General features: G+C 58.5%; 17 protein-coding genes and 1 tRNA gene. 6 read left to right on the forward strand and 12 right to left on the reverse strand.

The genetic code is table 11. The features are described 5' to 3' along the window. Nucleotides 1–72: 72 nt before the first annotated feature. The 5 genes from nagZ to PH562_RS09510 form a co-directional block, all read right to left on the reverse strand. The gene (gene nagZ, locus PH562_RS09490) at nucleotides 73–1,086 is read right to left on the reverse strand and encodes a beta-N-acetylhexosaminidase (protein ID WP_285172770.1); all 1,014 of its coding nucleotides are present in this window, start codon (nucleotides 1,084–1,086) and stop codon (nucleotides 73–75) included. A 78-nt stretch (nucleotides 1,087–1,164) separates the two neighbouring features. Then, complete coding sequence (locus PH562_RS09495; RefSeq protein WP_113233360.1) at nucleotides 1,165–1,668, reverse strand: GNAT family N-acetyltransferase; 504 nt, start codon at nucleotides 1,666–1,668, stop codon at nucleotides 1,165–1,167. 111 nt (nucleotides 1,669–1,779) lie between these two features. Further along, nucleotides 1,780–4,545 (reverse strand): SPOR domain-containing protein, encoded by a 2,766-nt coding sequence (locus PH562_RS09500; protein ID WP_285172771.1) that lies wholly within the window; start codon nucleotides 4,543–4,545, stop codon nucleotides 1,780–1,782. Nucleotides 4,546–4,606: 61 nt separating this feature from the next. After that, nucleotides 4,607–6,367: an arginine--tRNA ligase gene (gene argS, locus PH562_RS09505; RefSeq protein WP_285172772.1), complete on the reverse strand. Its 1,761-nt coding sequence runs from the start codon at nucleotides 6,365–6,367 to the stop codon at nucleotides 4,607–4,609. 56 nt (nucleotides 6,368–6,423) lie between these two features. Then, nucleotides 6,424–7,641, reverse strand: a complete 1,218-nt coding sequence (locus PH562_RS09510) for a deoxyguanosinetriphosphate triphosphohydrolase (protein ID WP_113233358.1) — start codon at nucleotides 7,639–7,641, stop codon at nucleotides 6,424–6,426. A gap of 307 nt (nucleotides 7,642–7,948) precedes the next feature. Between PH562_RS09510 and erpA the strand changes: the two genes are divergently transcribed. Beyond that, nucleotides 7,949–8,281 carry an iron-sulfur cluster insertion protein ErpA gene (gene erpA / locus PH562_RS09515; RefSeq protein WP_069611967.1) on the forward strand — a complete coding sequence of 111 codons (333 nt, stop codon included), beginning with the start codon at nucleotides 7,949–7,951 and terminating at the stop codon, nucleotides 8,279–8,281. 129 nt (nucleotides 8,282–8,410) lie between these two features. Continuing rightward, nucleotides 8,411–9,202, forward strand: coding sequence for an exodeoxyribonuclease III (gene xth / locus PH562_RS09520; protein WP_285172773.1), 792 nt, complete (start codon nucleotides 8,411–8,413; stop codon nucleotides 9,200–9,202). A gap of 61 nt (nucleotides 9,203–9,263) precedes the next feature. On the opposite strand, the gene exoR is transcribed toward xth, so the two are convergent. From exoR to PH562_RS09545, 5 genes are all read right to left on the reverse strand, one after another. Next, nucleotides 9,264–10,067: an exopolysaccharide production regulator ExoR gene (gene exoR, locus PH562_RS09525; RefSeq protein ID WP_113233356.1), complete on the reverse strand. Its 804-nt coding sequence runs from the start codon at nucleotides 10,065–10,067 to the stop codon at nucleotides 9,264–9,266. Between the two features lie 682 nt (nucleotides 10,068–10,749). Further along, entirely contained in the window at nucleotides 10,750–12,009 is a 1,260-nt protein-coding gene (locus PH562_RS09530; protein ID WP_113233354.1) for an OmpP1/FadL family transporter, read from the reverse strand. 471 nt (nucleotides 12,010–12,480) lie between these two features. After that, entirely contained in the window at nucleotides 12,481–15,324 is a 2,844-nt protein-coding gene (locus tag PH562_RS09535; protein WP_285172774.1) for a valine--tRNA ligase, read from the reverse strand. Between the two features lie 122 nt (nucleotides 15,325–15,446). Next, nucleotides 15,447–16,325, reverse strand: a complete 879-nt coding sequence (locus tag PH562_RS09540) for a PopZ family protein (RefSeq protein WP_285172775.1) — start codon at nucleotides 16,323–16,325, stop codon at nucleotides 15,447–15,449. A gap of 253 nt (nucleotides 16,326–16,578) precedes the next feature. Further along, on the reverse strand, nucleotides 16,579–17,229 hold the full coding sequence (locus tag PH562_RS09545) for a protein-L-isoaspartate O-methyltransferase family protein (RefSeq protein ID WP_285172776.1): 651 nt from the start codon (nucleotides 17,227–17,229) through the stop codon (nucleotides 16,579–16,581). A 450-nt stretch (nucleotides 17,230–17,679) separates the two neighbouring features. Between PH562_RS09545 and PH562_RS09550 the strand changes: the two genes are divergently transcribed. The 4 genes from PH562_RS09550 (at nucleotide 17,680) to PH562_RS09565 (ending at nucleotide 21,761) form a co-directional block, all read left to right on the forward strand. Then, complete coding sequence (locus tag PH562_RS09550) at nucleotides 17,680–18,120, forward strand: Rap1a/Tai family immunity protein (RefSeq protein ID WP_285172777.1); 441 nt, start codon at nucleotides 17,680–17,682, stop codon at nucleotides 18,118–18,120. Nucleotides 18,121–19,096: 976 nt separating this feature from the next. Continuing rightward, nucleotides 19,097–19,170, forward strand: a tRNA-Cys gene (locus PH562_RS09555). Nucleotides 19,171–20,127: 957 nt separating this feature from the next. Then, complete coding sequence (locus PH562_RS09560; RefSeq protein WP_285172778.1) at nucleotides 20,128–21,234, forward strand: porin; 1,107 nt, start codon at nucleotides 20,128–20,130, stop codon at nucleotides 21,232–21,234. A 392-nt stretch (nucleotides 21,235–21,626) separates the two neighbouring features. Beyond that, entirely contained in the window at nucleotides 21,627–21,761 is a 135-nt protein-coding gene (locus tag PH562_RS09565; RefSeq protein WP_285172779.1) for a hypothetical protein, read from the forward strand. Nucleotides 21,762–21,961: 200 nt separating this feature from the next. Here PH562_RS09565 and PH562_RS09570 read toward each other — a convergent pair whose 3' ends face one another. Together PH562_RS09570 and PH562_RS09575 are read right to left on the reverse strand one after the other, a co-directional pair. After that, a complete protein-coding gene (locus tag PH562_RS09570; protein ID WP_113233347.1) occupies nucleotides 21,962–22,150 on the reverse strand; it encodes a hypothetical protein in 189 nt (62 codons plus the stop codon). 295 nt (nucleotides 22,151–22,445) lie between these two features. Then, nucleotides 22,446–22,865, reverse strand: coding sequence for a DoxX family protein (locus PH562_RS09575; protein WP_285172780.1), 420 nt, complete (start codon nucleotides 22,863–22,865; stop codon nucleotides 22,446–22,448). Between the last annotated feature and the right edge of the window lie 208 nt (nucleotides 22,866–23,073).

A 23,073-nucleotide genomic window follows, 5' to 3' on the forward strand; every position in this document is an offset into this window, starting at 1 on the left:
GCGTTGCCGCCTGCTGAAGCTTGTCCGTGCTGCCGCTCACTCTGTCACCCGTCCGTTCCTCGAAGTCCGGTTTTACGCCACTGCGAACATCGCGTCGAATTCCGCCCGAATAGAGGCTTCATCGGCGCCATCATTTCTGCCGAATGCCGCTTCGACCGCCTTGGCCCTTGTCAGCGACGCACCCGCCAAAGCGGGGACATTGCGAACCACCTGCTGCATTTCCTCCATGACGCCATTGCAATGCAGCACGATATCGCATCCGCCCGCAATAATATTTGCTGCACGTTCGCCGATCGTGCCTTTCAGCGCATTCATCGAGGTATCGTCCGACAGGAGCAGGCCCTGGAAACCGATATAGCCGCGGATGATCTCCTCGATCACCTTGCGCGACGTCGTGGCCGGGTTCTCCGGATCGACATCGGTGAAGACGACATGGCACGTCATCGCCATCAGCTCATCCTTGAGAGCCACGAAGGGCGCGAAATCATGCGCCTCCAGCTCCGCGCGCGAAGCCGAAACGACAGGCAGCTCGTGATGCGAATCGGCAAAGCCGCGGCCGTGGCCGGGCATGTGCTTCATCACCGGCAGCACGCCGCCGGCTTTCAGACCTTCCGCAGCCGCGCGTCCCATCTCCGTCACCGTCACCGGATCGGAGCCATAGGCGCGATTGCCGATGACGTTGCTCGACCCCTCCACAGGCACGTCCAGCACCGGCAGGCAATCGACATTGATGCCGAATTTCAGCAGATCGAAGGCATGAAGCCGCGACATCAGCCAAGCGGCGCGCAGGCCTCGTTGGTGATCCTGGCGATAGATATCACCGAGTGCCTGCCCCGAGGGATAATGCGGCAGGATCGGCGGGCGAATGCGCTGCACCCTGCCGCCTTCCTGGTCGATGAAAACAGGAGCATCTCGCCCGACGCTGTCACGCAGGGACGCAACGAGATCGGCGATCTGTGCCGGCTCGGAAATATTGCGCCCGAACAGAATAAAGCCCCATGGCTGCTCCCCCTGATAGAAGGATCGCTCTTCGGGCGTAATGGTGTGGCCGCTGCAGCCAAGGATCATGGATTTCGATTCGGTCATATCCGAATCATAAGGCTTGCGGCGGGAAATGCGAGTGAGGTCAAGCGGGGATACACAGGAACAACCGTCTTCTGCAGGCTACTTGGGCGGTATATGGTAGACGACTGAGCGATATTTGGGGTTTGACCTGCGCTCCCTCACCTCGCCGCCATAGGCTTCGGCTATCCGCCTGCTGGCGATGTTCTCCTCCGCGACGGGGTATTCGAAATAACGGATAGAAAAGCTCGCGCTCGCCCATCCAATGATGGCGCCGATCAATTCGCGGCCGAGTCCCAGGCCGTGCGCTTCGCTGCGAAGCCAAATTCCAAGCTCCGGCGTGTCGGTCAGCGCAGCATGCATGCCGATAACACCCAGAAAACGATCGTCATCCTTGTCTCGGGCTGTGAAGTGGAATTCCGAGCCGTCTTCGATTGCCTTCGGCCACCTCCGCCAAACATCTGCGAAAGCCGCCTCGGTCTCAGGCGGCTGCCAGGCCATGAACCGCGTAATGTGAGGCGATATGTTAGCAAAGATGTCCGGAGCGTCCTCAGGAACAAACGGCCTGACGGACGTTCGATGCGTCGATAGCTGTAGATGCGGCATCGTTCGCCATGTCCCACGCTTAGCGCGCCAAAATAAATCCGCCCGCAGATTGATCTCTGCGGGCGGATTTTTCAACTCTATCGGAACACCAGGGCTAAAAACCCAACTCGACTACTTCGAGATCAGGCAGGTGCCGCCGGCGGCGCGATAGCGGGTGCAGATGGCAGCGGCCTCATCCTTCGAGCCGGCGACGACGCGGACGCGATAGTAGGTGCCCTTGCCGGCGATATCGGCCTTGCGGATCTCCAGCGGGTGGTTGCCGATGACACCAGCAAACTTGACCTTGAGGTTCGCCTGCGACTTCTGCGCGTCGGCCTCGGTCGGCAGGGATGCGATCTGCACGCCGTAAGCGCCGCCGCTTGCAGCGGAGGTGGCAGCCGGAGTTGCAGCCGCCGGGCTAGCAGATGCGACCTGCTTCGGCTGAGCCTTGGGCTGAGCTGGAGCTTGAGCCTGCGGGGCCGGAGCAGCCGTATTGGCCTTGGCGGCAGGCTCGGGACGTGTCGTCGGAACCGGGTTCGTCTTCACGACGCGGATCGGCGTGCTTTCGGCGCTGGCAGCGTCGGTATTATCCGACTGGGCTGCTGCCGGAGTATTTGCCTGAGACGGGCGCGAATTGGTCGATGCGACCTGATTGTTCGCCGGCTTGGCGGCTGCAGTCGTCGTATCGGCAACCGGCTCGTCGCGCGGAACCAGCGAACCATCCGGCTTGACGATCATCGTACGCACCTTGCGCGGAGAGACTGATGGCACCTGATCGTCGTTGTTGGCGGCGACGTTGGTGTTTCCACCATTCTGGTTCGGCAGCAGGCGCGGATCTTCGGTTTCACCGACCGGCGTCGACGTCACCTGATCGCCGTCGCTGTCGTCAGGCGATACCGCCTCGGGAATCAGCGTCTTCTGGACGACGTCAACCGGCTGCTCGTTGGAGGAGACAAGCTCCTTCTGCTTCGGCGCCGCCGTACTATCGCCAGCGACGCGATCGTAGACGGCCTTGTCCTGATTCGGAACGACGGTGCCACCCGGATTTTCGGGAGCGACCTTGACCGGATCGCTGTCGGCCGCAATCACGCGCGGCTCTCCGGAGAAGCTGGAGATCGGCGCGCCGTGACGGATCCAGCTGTAGGCGCCATAGGCACCGACGCCGAGAACAACTATGACGGCGGCGGTCGTTACCATGCCGCGCACGGAGCGGACCGGGCGACGGTTTGCGGCGGGATTCAAGGTCATCCTGGCAACGTTCTCGACAGGCGTCGCCGCTTCACGATAGCTGCGGCGGAAGTCCTCTTCCAGCGCACGCTCGAACTCGTCGAACTCCTCGATCGGCTGCTTTGCGACGGGCGCAGCAGGCTGGGCCGCCGCATTCTTGGACCATGAAGCGGCGGCAGCGGCACCGCCAAGTGCGGCGGCAACGGCCGGCTTGATCGGCTCGGATGCGGTTTCCTTGGCCGGCGTACCGAGCAGGCTCGCCATTTCCGAATCAAGATCGAATTCAAATTCTGACGGCACCGCAATCGGCTCTTCCGGCTCGATCGCCGGCAGATGCGGAACATGCGAACCCTCGAAGGTTTCGACACGCTCCTCCGTCTCGGCGATTTCCGTGGGATCGAACGGCAGAGGCTGGTCGGCCTCGAATACAGGCGCTGCCGTGGCTGCAGCATTTGCGGCAGGCACAACCGGCGCCGGCGCGGGTTGCAACGGCTGTGGCGCCGCTGCGGCAATCACTGGAGCGGCGGGCACCGGAGCAACTGGCGTTGCGCGGGAAAGGATCGGCTCTACAACGGGAGCGGCCGGAGCCTGCTGAGACGCAGCGGGAGACTTTTCGGCTTCAGCGAAATCGAGACCGGCAAGTTCCATTTCAATATCGGCCAGATCGAATTCGAAGTCCTGACCGGCAAAGGGGTCCTCCGCACCGAAGGTAATCGGCTTCGGCTCTTCATGCCGTGCGGCAGCCACGGGAGCGGCGGACAACTCTGCAGGCTCGGAAAACGAAGCGCCGAAACTACCGAAATCCGGCTCTTCCTTCCCTGCAGGCGCATTGACTCTGGGTGGAACCGGATAGCGATTCACATCGGCGAGCAGAGCATCGATCTCGGCGGAAAGCGCAGCCGGATCGGCCTTCGCGACCTTTGGCGGCTCTGGTGCCCGGAAGACGGCCGGGGTCGGCTGGGATGCAGCAGGCTGCGAGACGGCTTCAGGAGCGCGCGGAGGCTCGACGGGATCGAACGCTTCGAAATCAAGGGCGCCATCGAACAGCGCTTCGTCAGAAGTGGCTTTCGGGGCCGGCTGGGCAACGGCAGGCGCGGCCGCCGGCGTGAACTGCTCACGCGAGGCGGCGGGCGTTGCCAGGGTAAAGTTGGCAAGGGGCAGCCGTATGGTAGCGGCAGCGGATTGCGGCGTCGGCTTCAGCACCGGAGCAGCCGGCTGCGGTTCGACAGGTGCAGGCTTCGGCGCCGGCTGCAGAACCGGCGCGATCGACATTTCCAGCTCGTCGATCAGATCGCGAGCGCCGATCGTCGGCTTCACCGGAGCCACAGGCTGCAGTGCAGGTTCTTCGAACTTTGGCTCTTCAAACGTAGGTTCGGTCCGCACCGGCTCGGCGGATTGCGCAACTTCTTCATGGCTCGGCGGAGACACCTGCTCGACCGGAGCAGCGATGTCATTTGCCGGACTCATTCGCGGCGTATCGTAGCGCTCGAATTCGCGAAGAAGCTCATCTTCCAGGTTGAAGGCCGGCTCCTGCCGCTGAGCCGCAGGAGTTGCCTGAGCAGCGGGGCGCGGCTCAAAGCCCACGATACGAGCGAGTTCTGCGAGCGGATCATCATCCGCAAAGAACTCGTCGTTTCCGCTTGCGCGATACGCCAACTGTTTTTCTGCCATCACCCGTTCCACTCGCAAACACTACAGTTAATGCCAGCGCAATGTGGGTAAATGGTGACGTTTATCGCATTTCGTCCGGTGCTGCGGTCCCGGTTATACCAAGACCCGACTTCAAAACCGACGCGACAGCGTACACCAGCCCAAGTCTGGCAATGCTCAATTCTCGGTTCTTATCGTTAACAAAACGTAATTCCGGTAAATCTTTACCTTTATTCCAGTGTCCATGGAAGGAACTGGCCAAATCGTAAAGATAAAAAGCGATGCGATGCGGTTCTTGAGACTGTGCTGCAGCTTCGATGATTCGTGGGAATTCCGCAATCTTCGCAACCAACTGCAATTCAGTTGCATCGGAGATGGCGCCAATGACAGCTTTCGACAGGTCAAGCGAGGCAATGTCGAGGTCTGGGAAGGCCTCCTTGGCCTGACGGAAGACGGACATGCAGCGGGCATGTGCGTACTGCACGTAGAAGACCGGATTGTCCTTCGACTGCTCCGTGACCTTGGCGAAATCGAAATCCAGAGGCTCAGAATTCTTCCGGTAAAGCATCATGAAGCGCACCGAATCGCGGCCGACTTCATCGACGACTTCTCGCAGCGTGACGAAATCGCCCGAGCGCTTCGACATCTTCACCGGCTCGCCATTGCGGTAGAGCTTGACGAGCTGACACAGCAGCACCGTCAGCTTCGCAGCACCATCGGAAACGCCGCGGGCGACTGCCTCCAGCCGCTTGACGTAGCCGCCATGGTCGGCGCCGAGGATGTAGATCATCTCGTTGAAGCCGCGGTCGAACTTGTTCTTGAAGTAAGCAACGTCGGCAGCAAAGTAAGTATAGGAGCCGTCCGACTTGATCAGCGGACGGTCGATATCGTCACCCACTTCGGTCGAACGGAAGAGCGTCTGCTCGCGATCCTCCCAATCTTCCGGCAGCTGTCCCTTCGGCGGCGGCAGCGCGCCCTTGTAGACATAGCCCTTGAAAGTCAGGTCGTTGATCGCGGTGCGGATCAGCGCCGCGCCGTTGGCATGCAGGGTGCGTTCGGAGAAGAACACGTCGTGATGGACGTTCAGCGCTTCCAGATCTTCCTTGATCATCGCCATCATCGCGTCGATAGCCCGATCCTTGACGATCGGCAGCCACTGATCTTCCGGCATGCCGCGCAGCTTGGTGCCGAATTCCCTGGCAAGCGCCTCGCCGACGGGAACCAGATAATCGCCGGGATAGAGACCCGCCGGGATCTCGCCCACCTGCTCACCAAGCGCTTCGCGATAGCGAATGAAGACGGAGCGCGCAAGCACGTCGATCTGCGAGCCGGCATCGTTGATGTAATATTCCTTGGTGACCTCATAGCCAGAGAAGGCCAGCAGGTTCGCCAGCGCATCGCCGACGACGGCGCCGCGGCAATGGCCGACATGCATCGGCCCGGTCGGGTTGGCCGAGACATATTCGACGTTGACCTTCTGCCCGCCGCCGAGCTTGGAGCGGCCGAATTTCTCACCCTCGGAGATCATCGTCGACAGCAGCCGCTGCCAGTAGCCGACCGAAAGACGGATATTGATGAAGCCGGGGCCAGCGACCGAAACCTCGGCGACATCAGCATCTTCCTTGAGCTTGGCGACGATGATTTCGGCAAGCGCACGCGGATTGGTGCCCAGCGGCTTGGACAGAACCATGGCCGCATTGGTGGCGACATCACCATGGCTGGCATCTCGCGGCGGTTCCACGCCAATACGTCCGAAGTCGACTTCAGATCGCTTTTCTCGCACAATATCAATTTGTTCGAGAGCGTTCTTAATTCTTACTTCGAAGTCGGTGAAAAGGTTCATCATATCGTCCACGCATTAGCTTCGGCGAGCCGCTATCGGCCCGGCGCCGCCGCTGCCTACCGCAAATCGGGAGTCTGGTCAAACAGGCGCTTGTGGGCGCTGATGGCGTAGGTGTCCGTCATGCCGGCGAGATAGTCGCCGACATGCCTTGCCTTGGGGGCAATTGCGAGCCCGGCAATATGATCCACCCAGTAGTGGCTCTGCATCTCCCTGGGATTTTCCATATAGGCGTGGAAAAGGTCGGTAACGATCTGGGCCGCGCCGGCACGGATGCGCATGATGTCGGGATGGCGATAGATGCGCTTGAACAGCATCTGCTTGATCAGCTTGTCGGTCTCAGCCATCTCAGGCGAGAAAGTCGCGATAATCCGGCCGGCGGCACGGATGTCGGCCACGTTGCCGGGCTTGATTTCGGCGAGCGCCTGCTGCGAAACGGCGATGACATCCTCGACCATGCGGGTGATCTGTCGGCGCATGATCTCGTGGGTGAAGCGGCTCGCCTCCAGATGCGGGTAGCGCGCCCTCACCTCGGCCATCAGCTTGGAGAGAAACGGCACCTCCTCCAGCATGTCGAACGTCAGATAGCCGGCGCGCAGGCCGTCATCGATATCGTGCGTGTTGTAGGCGATATCGTCAGCGATCGCGGCGACCTGCGCCTCCAGGCTGGCGTAGGAGGCGATTTCCAGATCATGGATCTCGCAATAGTCGAGGATCGGCTGCGGCACGGGCCCGCGGGTGCCCTTGCCCTCAGGCGTCATCAGCGGGCCATTGTGCTTGACGAGGCCCTCAAGCGTTTCCCAGGTGAGATTGAGCCCGTCGAAATCTGCATATCGGCGCTCGAGCTTGGTGACGATGCGCAGGGATTGGGCGTTGTGGTCGAAGCCGCCATAGGGCAGCAGCACCTCATGCAGCGCATCCTCGCCGGTATGACCGAAGGGCGTATGGCCAAAATCGTGAACCAGCGCTACGCCCTCCGCCAGATCCTCATCCAGCTTCAGGGCTCGCGCCAGGGCGCGGGCAATCTGGGCAACCTCGATCGTATGCGTCAGCCGTGTCCGATAATGATCGCCGTCTTGGGCGATGAAGACCTGCGTCTTGTGTTTCAACCGCCGGAAGGCGGTCGTATGGACGATCCGATCGCGGTCGCGCTGGAATTCGGAGCGTGTCGGGCTCGATCCTTCTTCATAGAGCCTTCCACGCGATTCCCAGGGATTTGTCGCATAGGCTGCCTTTTCCCCATATCCGAAACCCAATGCATGCGTATCAATCGTCATTATCAATCCATTCCGGCATTTGGCTCCCGCACCGCCATCAGCGCGACAGTCGTTTCCCTGCAATCGGTCCCCGGCCTTGTCCGTCGAGGCGACATGCTGCGCGCTCTTCGTACATCCCGGCCCATTGACGCCGCTTTGCGGCCTTCATACCTATAGACAAGAAAACAGCAAAATGGTGTGTGGCTCAACCACGAAACCATAGCTGTCACCGGCCTGACTTTCATGATAAAGGCTACGGATATCAGCCGTTTGAAAGTTCGACGGCTTATTGGTTCTCTCCGGATCTTGACCCCGGCAGGAGGAAGACATGACTGAGACAAGTGTTACCCTATCGGATGCTGCGGCCAAGCGAATCGCTGCTATCGTCGGCGCGGATGCCGGAAAGCGCGCCCTTCGCGTTGCCGTCGAAGGCGGCGGCTGTTCGGGTTTTTCCTATAAATTCGATCTCGTTGAAGGTCCCGAGGATGATGATATCGTCGTCGAAAAGGACAATGCGACCGTCCTGATCGATCAGCTGTCGCTGGTCTACATGGCAGGCTCGGAAATCGATTTCGTTGATAATCTTCTTGGCCAATCCTTTCAGATCAAGAATCCGAATGCAGTCGCAAGCTGCGGATGCGGCACCAGTTTCGCGATCTGATCCCTACCCTCTTTTTCCACAATTTGATGACCGGCCGGGAGCCTTCGCTCCCGGCCGGTTTTCATATGGGCTGTAGTCAAGCCGATCGGCTGCGGATACAACAGGGCGAAGCAAAGGAATGAGCCGCCCATGAAAATCGCCACCTGGAACATCAACGGCGTCAAAGCGCGTATCGAGAACCTCTGCCAGTGGCTGAAGGACTCGAACCCGGACATCGTCTGCCTGCAGGAAATCAAGACGGTCGACGAAGGCTTTCCGCGTCTTGAGATCGAAGCGCTTGGCTATCACGTCGAAACGCACGGGCAGAAAGGCTTCAACGGCGTCGCGATTCTCTCGAAGACCAAGCCGGATGAAGTGACGCGCCGCTTGCCAGGTGACGAGAGCGACGAACAGGCCCGCTTCATCGAGGCGGTGTTTTCCGCCGAAGGGCATGGCGCCTTGCGGATCTGCTGCCTCTATCTGCCGAACGGCAATCCGGTCGATACCGAAAAATACCCCTATAAGCTCGCCTGGATGGAGCGCCTGCGCAAATTCGCCTTGGATCGCCTGGCCTTGGAGGAGCCTCTGATACTCGCCGGCGACTACAACGTCATTCCGGAGCCACATGATTGTTTCGATCCGAAGGTCTGGGAGAGCGATGCCCTTTTCCTGCCGCAGACGCGCCAGTCCTTCCGTCAACTCGAACATCTCGGCTTTACCGATGCGGTGCGCGCGACGACGGATGCAATCAAGCTTTACTCATTCTGGGATTATCAGGCCGGCGCATGGCCGAAGAACAACGGCATCCGCATCGACCATCTGATGCTGTCGCCCGAGGCTGCCGATCGCCTCACCGCAACGGCAATCGAGAAACATGTGCGCGCCTGGGAAAAACCATCGGACCACGTGCCTGTCATCGCGCATCTTGATTTCGGGGGCTAATCCGTCCGGCTGCAAGCATCTAGCTTGACCTCAGCAACAACGGCGTCCGTAAAGCCGGCGATCAATCGGAGCCGGCAACATCCAGCTGATGGGCCATGGAGACCGCTACGCGGCGATCGTTCTCGTTGGCAACGGAGAATGCCTGCTCCTGCAGGTCTTCCATCCAGCTGCAGTCCTTCGGCTTGCACTTGTCCAGTGCCGCCGTCATGAAAGCCAGACCGCGGATGGATTGGCCTTCCTGGAACAGGATATTGCCGAATACGGCCATGGCGCCAGGATGGCCGCTCTTGCGGGCCTGGTTCAGCCATTTCTTGGCCTGCTGAACATTGGTGGAGCCGCCCTCGCCGGACAGCATCATCTGCGCAAGCTGGAACTGCGCCTCCGGAACGCCGAAAGTCGATGCCACCTGGAAATAAAGCTGCCGGGCCTGATTGAGATCAATCTTCACCGGGCTGTTGGGGATGCCGCTCTTGTAGTAGCTCGCGAGCGCCAGCAGCGCATTGATGAAGAAGCCGGTGTCTTCCGAGCCCGGTTCCACACCCTGCTGGGCGATCTCACTATAGATCTTGAAAGCTTCGAAATCGTTCTGCGCCACGCCGTCGCCATCGGCATACATGTTGGCCAAGGCCCAGCGTGAGCCGGTATGGCCTTTCTCAGCGGCATAGCGATAGGCTTCGACTGCCTCTTCCTTCTGTCCGTTCTTGTAGGCTTTGAAGCCGAACTTGAAGAGATCGAACGGACCTGATTCCTTGGTGACACCGGCATTGATATCGAATGCCTTGGCTTGACCCACAAGCACCAACGCGGTGGCAAGGGACAGGCTGAGCATCATGACTCTCGCTGATATGAACTCGGACTTAAACATAACAGTCGATTTCTTTCGCTCCATTCGGACCTGTCACGGCACTTGCATAAACGCCGCCAGCTTCACGAATGTTTTCCCTGATGGCGCACGAGACTGGATCGTCCTTCGAAAAGGCGTTTCCTGTGGCATCCAACCGATGCTGGTTGCCACAATTGCGAGCATAGCTTGCAATTATGTCCAAACCAGCATTTGTGCGGCCGCTATCGCATCTCACCATCGAAGCAGCGCCCTCGTTCGCCTTCCGATGATGGAGCCCAAAGATCGGCCGGCTGACGACTTTCCTTGGCAGACAACGCGTTTTCGGCTGCGTCGAAAGCATCGCGGCTCCGATCCCGAATTGTTGCTTATGCCAAAGTGGAAGTTCACCCATCGACCGCTTACGCACTTTCTACAAGGCTTGCCCCTGTGCCCACGTAATCGCTGCTCCCCATTTGTGGCGGGAAATGGACAAATTGTAATCTGATCACGTGGCTGCAATGTCTTGAAATAGAGTGTTGCTAATTCGTCACAAAGATTTTATCGAACTTGAGATTTCTTTAACCATAAATCAGGCAAAAGAGGCGGTTTGCGTTCCCCCTTTGCCGATCAGACAAAGAAACGTCGCGAGACTCGGAAAAGCTCGCGACGTCCATAATAGAGGGAAGGATCAGTCAATAAGCTCCTTCAATTCAAAGGCTTATCGTCAGAAGCTGACCTTCACCGATGTCTGAAGAGCCGCCACCAAGTCATTGCCGAAGCTATAGGTCGCATCGTTGCCGTAGACGACACCGCCGCGTGTGACCGGTCCGGATTTGCCTGATGTCATGAGGCCGAGAGCGCCGCCGAAATTGAATTGGACATGCTCTGTCGCCTTGTAGGCGACGCCCGCGCCGAGGGTCCATGTATCGGAGTTCATGCCATAGCCATCGCTCGTACCGCGATCCCAGGTCAGGCTGACGGCGCCGCTCCACTTATCATTGAACTTGTGTCCGACACCGCCAGTGATCGTCCAGCCGTCCTTGTACAGCAAGTCAAGCGAGGTGAGCTCGGTGGGGCCATTGGCCCTGCAGGATATGCTGCGCGTGGAGCTCGGGCACAGCGCGATGCTTTGCAGGATGCTCCAGTTCGTCCATTTGACCGAGCCGAAAGCCAGCCAATCGGGCGCGATGCCGGTCTGTACCTTCCACTCGAGGGAATCAGGAGCATCGGCCGAGCCGAAAACAGAGGTTACCTTGCCGCCGAAGCCGGGGACGACCGGTGGCGGTACTTCGGTCAGGTCGACGCTACCCTTCAGATTGTCATATTTGACCCGGCTATTGTAGACGAGGCTCGTGCGGAAGGCATATTCCGGAATTTCGTAGGCGATACCGGCGCGCCAGCCCCAGCCGTGACCGTCGATGTCAAGCGAACCCATGCCGTTGTAAATGGCAGAAATCGGGGCCGGAGTGGCGTAGACGAGGCGCGACTTGTAGCCGCTGACTTCCTGATAGAAACCGCCTCCGATCAGACGCAGCTGACCCGGACCCGCATCGAACTTGTACGAGCAGGTGGCCGAATAGTTGTTCGTGCGAACCTTGACTTCGGTTTCGTTATTGGCGCCGGCCCAATTTGCACCTTCGTTGAGGTGGCCGCCGAAAGGCTGCGAATAGTCGGCCATGCAGTCGAGATCATCGGTGATGCCGATCTTGAATGCGGCATAGGGAATGGCGTAATTTTCCGCCGCATCCGTCGAACGGCTCCGGTTATTGAGATTGCCGTCGGCCGGATTGATGTCCTTGGCGTTCTTCAGTTTACGGTCGGGCATGACGTAAGTAACGCCTGACTCAAACACATAACGGCCCTTGTCGAAAAGCAGATCAATATCATAGCCGCCACGATCAAGGCCGCCCGCAAAGGCAGCGGTGGCGAAAGACGAGCTGATAACGAGTGTGACTGCGCTCCTCAACGCAACAGAAAATGCCATTGTATCTCCCCCACATGTGCATTCAGTGGTTCGATTGTTGCGATGATCGCGTGAATTGGCAATGTGGCCCACAAGAGCACTGGCCATGTAAGAGAGTGATTGATTTACGTAAGAAAACGAGCGTCGCCTCTGAAAATCCATCGATGTAGGTAATTTTTTCTTTCGAAATAACATTTTTAGCCCCTAATAGAATCTCATTCTTCACGGCAACAATTCTGTTACAATATGACAACAGTTTTGCTTTTCGAGCATGTCCAGCAACTTTAGGGGTAATCTGTTTCGCCTGTGCGAAACTGGTGGCGGATCCGGGGCGTTAGATCCGCCCAATCCCATCGAATCGAAGGAAATAAACAAAAAGGCACGCGGCGAACACCGCGTGCCTTTTTCGATTCCAGATCTCTACTTCCTCAAGCGAATCGCGATTTCTCAGTTTCGCTTCTTGTGCTTCTCACCTTCGATCGTACGCATGTCCTAGCCGGCTTCGCTGACCCGGGCCAGCGCTACCTTCAGGCTCGCTTGCTGCCCCTCAAGCTCACCGAGACGCTCGCGCTCGGCGGCGACGACGTCCGGATTGGCATTGGCAACGAACTTCTCGTTCGAAAGCTTGCCGGCAATGCGGGCGATCTCCTGATCGTTCTTGGCAATCGCTTTTTCGAGGCGCGCTTTCTCGGCGGAGAGATCGATGAGGCTGCCAAGCGGCAGGCAGACCGTCGCCTCGCCGATGACGATCTGAGCAGCACCCTTCGGTGCCGTATCGGCAAGCGAAACCGCTTCCACGCGCGCCAGCCGCTTGATGGCGGCATCATGACGGAAGAGGCGTTCGCGCGTCAGGCTATTGGCATCGACAACAACCAATGGCGCCGTCGCAGCCGGCGGCACGTTCATTTCCGAACGAACGGAGCGAATGCCGGAAACAAGATCGATCAGCCAATTGATTTCATCGGCGGCGACATTGTCGGCATAGGACGGCGCCGGCCAATCCGCATGGCAGATCAGGCCCTCACGCTCCTGCCCCTCGCCTGCCGTGTGCGCCCAGAGCTCCTCGGTCATGAAGGGCATGAACGGATGCAGAAGCTTATAGGTCTCTTCGAGAACATAGGCTGCGCAGGACTGAGCCTCCGCCTTGGCATTCTCGTCTTCGCCATTGAAGATCGGCTTCAGGAGTTCGAGATACCAATCACAGAACTGATTCCAGATGAAACGATAGAGAGCACCTGCGGCATCATTGAAGCGGAAGCTTTCCAGTGCTTCGGTAACGTCACGCTCCGCGCGCGCCAGCTCCGTCAGGATCCAGCGGTTTACGGTGAGCTCGGCCGCTTCGGGGACGAAATGCGGATCGCTCTTGGCACCGTTCATTTCGGCAAAGCGCGTGGCGTTCCAGAGCTTGGTGCCGAAGTTGCGGTAACCGGCGATGCGGGCCGGGTCGAGCTTCACGTCGCGACCCTGCGCGGCCATGATCGCCAGCGTGAAACGCAGCGAATCGGCACCGTATTGGTCGATCAACTCAAGCGGATCGATAACGTTGCCTTTGGACTTCGACATCTTCTGCCCGTTCTTGTCGCGAACGAGAGCGTGAATATAGACCGTGCTGAACGGCTCGACGGGATTGCCGTTCTCATCCTTCATGAAATGCAGGCCCATCTGCATCATGCGAACAACCCAGAACGGGATGATGTCGAAGCCGGTCACGAGGAGGTTCGTTGGATAGTAGCGCGCCAGTTCCGGCGTCTCGTCCGGCCAGCCGAGCGTGGAGAAAGGCCAGAGTGCAGACGAGAACCAGGTGTCGAGCACATCTTCATCGCGCGTCAGGATTTCGCCGGGCTTGAAGTTCTCCAGCAGATCCTCGACATAGGCCTTCATCGGCCCTTCATGCGAGAGATAGTGCTGGATCGCGGCCTGCAGCGCTTCTTCCTCGGATTTTTCGACAAAGACCTGCCCGTCCGGGCCATACCATGCCGGAATCTGGTGACCCCACCAAAGCTGACGGGAAATGCACCACGGCTCGATGTTTTCGAGCCAGTTGAAGTAGGTGTTTTCCCAGTTCCTGGGCACGAACTTGGTTCTGCCCTCGCGAACGGATTCCAGCGCGGGCTGCCCCAATGTCTTGTTGTCGACGAACCATTGTTCCGTCAGGCGCGGCTCGATCGGCACGCCGCCACGATCGCCATGCGGCACGGCATGCGTATGCGGCTCGATCTTGTCGAGCAGGCCCGCCTCTTCGAAGATACGAACAATGATCTTGCGGGCCTCGAAGCGGTCCTTGCCTTCCAGCTCGTCCCAAGCGCCATGCAGCGCTGCCGGATGATCGAGGTCCTGGAGGAAGTCCTCGTTATCCTTGATGGTGATCGAGGCATCGACGTCCATGACGTTGATGGCACGCAGTCCGGCGCGCTTGCCGACTTCGAAGTCGTTGAAATCATGCGCCGGCGTGATCTTTACCGCGCCCGTGCCGGCGGTCGGATCGGCATAGGAATCGGCGACGATCGGGACCCGGCGGCCAACGATCGGCAGGATGACATGCTTGCCGACAATACCCCGATAACGCTCGTCTTCCGGATTGACCGCGATACCGGTATCGCCGAGCATCGTTTCCGGGCGCGTCGTCGCAACGACAATATAATCGCGCGTCTCGAATTCGGTCGGCTTGCCTTCCTCGTCAAAGGCGATCGGATATTCATAGGTAACGCCGGGCTCCAGCGGATAGCGCAGGTGCCAGAGATTGCCCTTAACCTCGTGCTGCTCGACCTCCATATCGGAGATTGCCGTCAACAGCTTCGGATCCCAGTTGACGAGGCGCTTGTCCTTGTAGATCAGGCCTTCCTTGTAGAGCGTGACGAAAACTTCGAGAACGGCCTTGGACAGGCCCTCGTCCATCGTGAAGCGTTCACGCGACCAGTCGCAGGAGGCGCCGAGACGCTTTAGCTGGTTGAAGATCAAGCCGCCCGATTCGGCCTTCCATTCCCAGATCTTCTCGATGAAGGCTTCGCGGCCCATCTTGCGACGATCCGGCTGTTGGCGCTCGGCGAGACGACGCTCGACGACCATCTGCGTGGCGATGCCGGCATGGTCCATGCCGGGCTGCCAGAGGACATCCTTGCCGCGCATGCGCTCGAACCGCACCATGATGTCCTGCAGCGTGTTGTTCAGCGCATGACCCATGTGCAGCGAACCGGTCACGTTCGGCGGCGGGATAACAATGGTGAAGGTTTCCGCGCCCGGCTTGGCGTTCGCACCGGCGCGAAAGGCGTCGGCCTCATCCCATTTTTGGGCGATCTTCGGTTCGACGGTGGCGGAATCATATGTTTTGTCGAGCATTTTAGGACCGGATCTAGAGGACTGGGTGATGCGGGTTGTAAATAGGATGGCCGTGGGCAAGTCAATAAAAAAGCCGCCCCGGAGCCCGGAGCGGCGGATCGCCTAACCGAAGCTCGGGCTCGTCAGCGGCGCGGACCGCGGGCCACTCGTTCGATTTCTTCGCGCACGAGACGCTCGACAAGGGTCGGCAAGTTGTCGTCGAGCCACTCCTGCAGCATGGGCCGGAGCATCTCCTGTGCCAGTTCATCGAGGGAGCGGCGCGGGCCGCCATCGACGATGGCAGCCAGTTCTTCAAACGAGCGGGAAACCTGCGCGCCGGTGGCTTCCGACATCAGCGGCGATGCGGATACGGCCTGGGCCGATGGCAAGGATGCTGCCTCCGCTTCCGCGGCAACGGTTAGTTCGGACGCCTCAAAAATTGGTGTCTCGACGGGTGCTGCGACCTGAGGCGCCGCAGAGGCAGCTATCGGCCTCTCATTTTCCATCTCAGGTTCAACCTCGGCCACCGACCGCATAACAGGCGGAGCAACCGGCGCGGCAACATCCGTAATGGCTTGTCTCAGGGGGGCATCGGCGATCGGCTCGACATGCACCTCGGCAAGGCGCGCAGCCATGGCCGGCGGCAGCTCCCGCGGTTGCGGCGGCTCGCGCCCGGCATTCAGCAATGCGGCGGTATTGCGCTCGGAAGCGGCACGGACACGCGCGGCAACATCGGCCAGCGACAGACCGCGCCCGCCGGCTTCCGGGTCTGCAACCGGCACCTGCGAGTTTGCCGCAACGAAACGCGGATCCTGTTCGGCTGCGCGCGCCCGATCGGCGGCAGCGAATTCTTCATCCACAGTCAATTGAATATCGTCATCACGCATGCCGGAGCCGGCGAAATGCGTCGCGGGAGTCGGCTTGGCACCTACGGGTTCGTTGCTTTCGATGATCCTGCGGATCGACGCCAGAATCTCTTCCATGGACGGTTCACGCACTACATTTGGCTGAGCCATATTCATCCCCGTTTTCCCATATTCAGCGACCGGAAACTCACACCACAAACTCGCCAGGCGGCACCCGAATCAGGGCCACCCTAGATGACTGTCCTCGGGAAAAAAATCACCTGAAAAGCACTAAACCCGGTGATGCACAGTTTTGTTACGACTACGACGAATCGCTCTGCTAAGCACGATTCTGCCACAGGCGGCGACAATAAAAAACAGGCGCCAAAAGGCGCCCGTCGTAAGATCAAAAAGCAGATCGTTCAGCAAATCAGAAGACGAATTCCTTGGCTTTGGCAAAGCCCGGCAGCGGCTTGATCGAGGCGTTGAAAAAGACGTTTTCCGAGAAGGCACCGCGCTCGCGCATAAAAACGGTGGCGCGGGCGGCGTGACCATAGCCGATGACCGTGATCAGGCGACCGTCTTCGCCGAGCTGGTCGAGCAGACCCTGCGGCAACTGCTCGATCGAGCCGTTGAGGAAAATCACATCGTAGGGCGCGTCGGCGGCATGCCCCTTTTCAAGGTCGCCGCCAACGACAGTCACGTTGTCGTAGCCAAGCGCGGCAAGATTGGCCTTCGCCTGAGCCGCAAGCTCCTCGTTGGATTCAAGTGCGATAACCTTGCCGGCGAGAAGCGACAGGATGGCGGACACGTAACCCGTGCCGCAACCGACATCGAGAACCTTGTCGTCCTTGGTGATGGCGCCGAGCTGCAGCAGCTTTGCGAGCGGCGAGGCTTCCATGAGGAAGCGTCCAGGAGCGACCTCGATATCGCAATCGACATAGGCCAGGAGCTTCGACTTCTCCGGTACGAAGTTTTCGCGCGGTACGGCGAAAAACGCATTCAACACGGAATGGGAGGTTACATCCGTCGTCCGGATCTGGTTCTCGACCATCTTCACGCGCGCTGCTTCGAAATCCATCTTATCCTCTTGCGCCTTGGAGCCCGAACGGGCTGGCTCTACTTTCTGTTACGCGTTTCTTAATCGCCTGACGCTGCGCTTTCAAGATATTGCCGCAACAGGCGCCGAGATTCATGGCGAGGCGTCGCCGACGAACAACAATCGTCCCCTTAAATTCGAGCCAGCGCCTTTCGGCACCCGGAATCTGCAACACCTTGCGAATCCGCGCCGTCCTAGACCGGGACGCTCGTTAGCAAAATGTTAACTTCACGCGACCACGCTTCAGGACATTGGACCCGCCCGGGTGTGGTGACCAATCAACCTTCCGGCCCGAAGCCATTCGGCCCAGATATTAAATTTGAATAGAAGGTGGCTGGGATGCCTGTTTCTCTTGTTCTTTTCGTCGTAACGTCGCTGCCGCTGGTGGTTTTTCTGGCCGCTAGTCTTTCCTCGATGATGTAGGTTTTCCGAATGAGGCTTTCGCTCTTCGCCGCAGCGCTTCTCCTTCTCTTACCCCAGGTCGCGTTGAGCGAGGAAACGACAAGCGAGGACGAGCCGAAAGAGACAGCTCCGATCATCGGACATGTCGTTACCGGAAAACAGCTCGACGAATGGTGCGAAGAGGACCGAACGCTGGCTTCTGTCTATATCCAGGGCATTCTCGATGAAGCCCAGCGAACGAAGAACCTGACGATCCGGGCCACGAAGCAGACTCCGAAAAACTCATCGCGCTACGAGCGCTACCTTCAACAGTTCGTCGGCGCTTTCTGTCTGCCGCCCGAGCTGAGCAATACAAAGGCGACGACAATAGCCTGCAAATGGATGGCGGAGCACTCCTGGCAGCTCGAGCGGCCTGCCAGCTCGCTGATCGCACGCGCCTACAAATTCGCCTTTCCTTGCCTTGAGGAATAGTCGTTCTCCCGCAATGGCGGCTAAGAACCGACACGAGACAGCTAAAACTTTCGCTGAGAATTGAGAATCATCGGAAGCGATCATGCCCTGCCCGTCTGCGGACCAAATGCGCAAGGGACCCGGCAGCGCAAGGGACCCGGCAGCTCAAGCGAAGATCTCAGTCAGGGCGAAGGCTGATGCGCGACGACGTCACACCGCATTTGCGTTGACAACTACTAAGTATCACTTATAATTAGCACGCTGAATTTGATTGACCTCTAGTCCAGCAAAAGGCGGCCCAGTTTTTTCCCTAGACTGGACCGCTTTTGCTTTTATGGACGCGCAAACTCTCTATCCATTTGCTTCGCACTTTCGCCACCGAGCGGGATGGGCGTCCCATTGCATTTGCCACGTGAGCGCAATGCTGAAACCGGAGCGCCGGCGCCCGCCATCCTCAACTCCCATAACTCCGCTGTACCTTAAGCGTCATTTCAGTTTCGAATGCGACGCTGAGACGGGGATAGGGAGTATCAATGTCGTTACCGAAGCCGCAGTGGCCTGCGCTGACATCCGTCGAGCGCAAGAAACTTGCTCGCCTGATTATGATTCGACTCCTGCCAATCTTCGGTGCTTTGACACTGCTCGGTGTCGTGTTGCTTATAATGTTTATTCAGTAGAGAATTTCGAAGATCGAACGCCGCTACCGCCGTCCCGTGCAATGGGCCGGGAGATTTGGGACTGCCCCATGGATGGAAGAACGCCAAGATTGGGAAAAATGGAATAGGCACCAAATCGCTGACGGCAGCCGGTAGCACATCCGCGACGCCCTGCCGTCCTGGGCGCAATGCGTTTCATCATCCGCATTGAAGGCTTGCACAACAGCAGCAGGCAATTCTCTCTTCAGAGTGAAAAAAGGACGGAATTCAGAATAAGCCTCTTGCGGTTTTCTTTGGATCATTCTAAATCCGCGCCACCACAACGCAAATTGCTTTCGGATGGCCTCGTGGCGGAGTGGTTACGCAGAGGACTGCAAATCCTTGCACCCCGGTTCGATTCCGGGCGAGGCCTCCAATTTCCCTTAAATCTTCCATAGATAACTGATTTTCTGCTGAATTTTCAGGTCAGGCAATTTGGGCCTGAATCATTCGGTTACACCGAAGCCAGGGTAGCAATCCGTTCTCGGTTCAGTTTTCCGTCCCATCTATTGGCAGAACCGGAATGACGCACGAAATAGTTGTAAAAACCCAAGATCACACAGCTTTTACGCGGCATTGAGGATTGAAGCATCATTGCCGAAGCGAGGCGCGGCCATCCCGTCTGGAGATTGGGACTGCCAGCCCATTCAGGTAGGTTATAGAGACCTATGGTGGCTGCTAGAATTCGGACTACCGGTTTGTACGCCACCCACGAACCGGACAGTGCCGCGTCCGACGAGACTACGCCCCCAGTAATGTCGTCGGACGCACCATGGCCAAGCGCCCGTCAATCGCATCGCAACCAAGCGCGATTGCCAGACGGCTCTCACCTTCTCTTTTATGGAGTGATGCGCGCCGCCACAGGTTTCTCCGCCGAGAATCGTTTCAATATTTGCGACTCAGACGAGCCGGGACTCGGCGCTGCTATCCAGATTGAGAGGCAATCGGCTGCGCCCGATCTCAGGATTGACCATAATCATGTGGCTGCGGCCTCTTGCACTCGCCCGCCCCAAGCGCGCGTATCGCCTTAACAGCCAGAGACTTAACCACTTTCCGGGCAGATAGAAGACAAGCCATGCAAACGAGATGCAAACAAGCTGGGATCAGATACCGCCGCGAATTGCGTCATTTTTGCAACAACGCCGGTTTTCAAGTAGTGCACATATAGTTCCATCCCCTTAGTATCTTGCCAAATCACTGAAGCAGGTTCAGGAAATAGTTCGCGAAGCTTATTACTTCGCACCTACTGATAGGGAACATGAACGGGATGGGGTTGGGCACGTCGTTTCTCGGCGCGATATCTCATGCCCAATCAAGAAAGATTGGAGTTATTATGAACATCAAGAGCCTTCTTCTCGGCTCCGCTGCTGCACTTGCGGCAGTATCCGGTGCTCACGCGGCTGATGCGATCGTAGCAGCTGAGCCCGAGCCGCTGGAATACGTCCGCATCTGCGACGCATACGGTGCTGGCTACTTCTTCATCCCGGGTACCGAAACCTGCCTCAAGATCGGCGGCAAGGTACGTACCGAAGGTGAGTGGTACAACGCTTACAACCGTGACAGCCATCAGGGCACGCTGTGGCATACCCGCGCCGAGCTGAACGTCGATACCGCAACCGACACCGAATACGGTCCGCTGAAGACCGAAACCATCGTTCGTTGGGACTGGAACGACGGCGGCTCGACCTCCACCAACCTGCTGTGGTCCTACATCAGCCTCGGCGGCTTCACCGTTGGTAAGAAGGACTCGCAGTACAACCTGTACATCGGCTACGCCGGCGACGTCATCAACGACGACGTGATCTATGACGGTCCGTACGAACTCAACCAGTTGACCTATGAATATGACGGCGGCAACGGCTTCTCGGCCGTGATCTCGCTCGAAGATTCCAACTCCGCCACGACGGGCTCGGCATCCTACGGTGCAAGCTGGTGGACGGACGACCGGACCAACCACTACGCTCCTGACGTCGTTGCCGGTGCTGGCTTCAAGTCTGGCGCATGGGGCTTCAAGGTCGTCGGCGGCTATGACTCGATCGTCGAAGAAGGCGCCATCAAGGCTCGGGTCGACGCTGACTTCGGCGCATTCACGGCCTTCTTGATGGGCGGCTGGAACACCGACGGCGACAAGCTCAACAAGTACGCAGGCACCAACCAGGACGTCTCCGCTTGCACGGCGCCGAACGGCACCGTCAATGCATCGAAGTGCGGCTGGGGTGACTGGGCTGTCTGGGGCGGCGTTGGCGTTCCGTTCAACGACAAGCTGAAGTGGAACCTCCAGCTCGCCTACAGCGACTCGAAGATCTTCGAAGCAACCACGAACCTGAAGTTCAACCCGGTCAAGAACCTCCTGGTCGAGCCGGAACTGACCTACGTTCACTATGACTATGCCCACGACGACACTGTTTCGGGCATCCTGCGCTTCGAACGCAACTTCTAACCTGATCAGACTTGACCTCCGATCAGAGAAGGAAGGGGGCCGGCTTTCCCTGCCGGCCCCCTTTTTTTTAATTGCAACACCCGTTTTAATTGCAACACCCGCAATCAGCAGCTCCTCCAGCGATCAATACGCGTGTCACAAGGATATCCAGACAACGAAAAGGGAACCTAGTCGTTGCCCTGACGTTTAACGATGAAAAGGGACATGGCTGAATACAGGAGTTAGAACCTTGAAACACCACCTTGCTTCACTCGCCTTGAGCGTGACGCTGGCTATAGGTTCCGCGCTACCCGCCGCCCTGCCCGCAATGGCCGCGCCGCCGAGCAATCCATCCATATCGCGCGCGTCGGATATTATCCTCGTGCAAGAGCAAGGCTCGCGCCGGTGGCGCGATGACGACCGGCCCCGCTGGCGCGATCGCGATCGCCGTCATTGGCATGGTGATCGCGGCTGGGATCGCCGCCGCCATTGGGATGATAGATGGCGGGACGACCGTCGCTATCATCATCGCCGCCATGGCGGCGTGATATTCGAGATTCGACCCTAGTGCGCTGGCGGCTGCGACCAGTTGGCATATCGCGACTGATATGCCGGCTGCCAAACTCACGCCAGACGTAGGCAGCGGGTCAGTTCGAGGTATAATGCAAACAATACGGCTTCCATCGGAATTCCGGCGGCGGCCGTATCGCTTAAAAGAGGAACCTGCGCCGGTTCCTAGGTCTTTCGATCAGCGGCAGACGCGCACATGGCGCACAACCCAGCGTCCATGAACCTTGCGCTTCACTTTCTTCACATGGCAGTGATGATGATAGTGGTGATGCCGATAATGGTGATGCATCGGGGCGGCCTCAGACGGCACGCTGAAGGCAAAGACCGACGCCACAGCTACTGCAGAAGCAAGAATCAGATTTTTCATGTCGAACCTCTAAAGCATTGGGGGACTATGCTGCGCGGATCGCGCATTACGTTCATGCGCCGCATCGCATTAACGACACATGAACATGCTCTCACATTCGCGAGAGCAACCATACCTTGAACTAATTTTTTCAGAAATACCTCATGTATCCGCCAAGAGCCGCCTCTGCGGGCTCTTGAAAATCACGGATGCTTCACCTTGGCGCAACCTCATTAGCCCGCTACCATTCACCGTCCCGTGATAAGGGAAGTGCAGCGCAAGATATTGTTATTGCACCGCAAAAATTCGGAATGAGTTATGCACTCGATTTTCGGTCGTCCACCGAACGAAGGGGCAGCAGGCGCCGAACACGTGCGTCGCGAAGATAAAGACCAGCCCACGCCATGACGCCGAGCAATAAACTGATAAGTTGTGGAGGCGACCCGATTTCTCCGAGACGGAAATGGGCGCAAATAGCGCCGCCGAAGAAACCGGTCGCGAGGATCGCTCCAAGGACGGCCGTGCGCGGAATTGCGTAAAGAACGACGCAGACGAGGATGATTAGGCCGAGCGGTGTTGCCAACCCTACCGGAAAACCCGTCTCCTCAATCTGCGGCCTAATCCATGCCGGCGCAAACAGATCAACGGCCCCATCCGCCACCAATGCAAGAGTCACAATTGCGCTAAGAACCCATCCCAGCGCCATTCCACCACGAAAGCTCGCATTCTCAGCCATCTTATCCCCCAATGCGCCAGATCTCGCCCACATCCCCCGATTGCCCATCGGAACTGACGCCTGACTGACAAGCGGCGGCAATCTGGCATGAATGAGAAAGACAGGTCAACGACGATAAGGCTATTGAACCAGACGAGCCGCGGCCGAAGTCAGCGCCACGAGGCATGCGCAATAAAACTGCAAAAATGTACTGCTATAAGCCCGGACG

Source organism: Rhizobium centroccidentale (assembly GCF_030182565.1).
GTDB lineage: Bacteria > Pseudomonadota > Alphaproteobacteria > Rhizobiales > Rhizobiaceae > Rhizobium.

Excerpts from the sequence above, each read along its gene's own strand:
- nagZ (WP_285172770.1), bottom strand. The coding sequence starts at position 1,086 with ATGACCGAATCGAAATCCATGATCCTTGGCTGCAGCGGCCACACCATT.
- PH562_RS09495 (WP_113233360.1), bottom strand. The coding sequence starts at position 1,668 with ATGCCGCATCTACAGCTATCGACGCATCGAACGTCCGTCAGGCCGTTT.
- PH562_RS09500 (WP_285172771.1), bottom strand. The coding sequence starts at position 4,545 with ATGGCAGAAAAACAGTTGGCGTATCGCGCAAGCGGAAACGACGAGTTC.
- argS (WP_285172772.1), bottom strand. The coding sequence starts at position 6,367 with ATGAACCTTTTCACCGACTTCGAAGTAAGAATTAAGAACGCTCTCGAA.
- PH562_RS09510 (WP_113233358.1), bottom strand. The coding sequence starts at position 7,641 with ATGACGATTGATACGCATGCATTGGGTTTCGGATATGGGGAAAAGGCA.
- erpA (WP_069611967.1), top strand. The coding sequence starts at position 7,949 with ATGACTGAGACAAGTGTTACCCTATCGGATGCTGCGGCCAAGCGAATC.
- xth (WP_285172773.1), top strand. The coding sequence starts at position 8,411 with ATGAAAATCGCCACCTGGAACATCAACGGCGTCAAAGCGCGTATCGAG.
- exoR (WP_113233356.1), bottom strand. The coding sequence starts at position 10,067 with ATGTTTAAGTCCGAGTTCATATCAGCGAGAGTCATGATGCTCAGCCTG.
- PH562_RS09530 (WP_113233354.1), bottom strand. The coding sequence starts at position 12,009 with ATGGCATTTTCTGTTGCGTTGAGGAGCGCAGTCACACTCGTTATCAGC.
- PH562_RS09535 (WP_285172774.1), bottom strand. The coding sequence starts at position 15,324 with ATGCTCGACAAAACATATGATTCCGCCACCGTCGAACCGAAGATCGCC.
- PH562_RS09540 (WP_285172775.1), bottom strand. The coding sequence starts at position 16,325 with ATGAATATGGCTCAGCCAAATGTAGTGCGTGAACCGTCCATGGAAGAG.
- PH562_RS09545 (WP_285172776.1), bottom strand. The coding sequence starts at position 17,229 with ATGGATTTCGAAGCAGCGCGCGTGAAGATGGTCGAGAACCAGATCCGG.
- PH562_RS09550 (WP_285172777.1), top strand. The coding sequence starts at position 17,680 with ATGAGGCTTTCGCTCTTCGCCGCAGCGCTTCTCCTTCTCTTACCCCAG.
- PH562_RS09560 (WP_285172778.1), top strand. The coding sequence starts at position 20,128 with ATGAACATCAAGAGCCTTCTTCTCGGCTCCGCTGCTGCACTTGCGGCA.
- PH562_RS09565 (WP_285172779.1), top strand. The coding sequence starts at position 21,627 with ATGACGACCGGCCCCGCTGGCGCGATCGCGATCGCCGTCATTGGCATG.
- PH562_RS09570 (WP_113233347.1), bottom strand. The coding sequence starts at position 22,150 with ATGAAAAATCTGATTCTTGCTTCTGCAGTAGCTGTGGCGTCGGTCTTT.
- PH562_RS09575 (WP_285172780.1), bottom strand. The coding sequence starts at position 22,865 with ATGGCTGAGAATGCGAGCTTTCGTGGTGGAATGGCGCTGGGATGGGTT.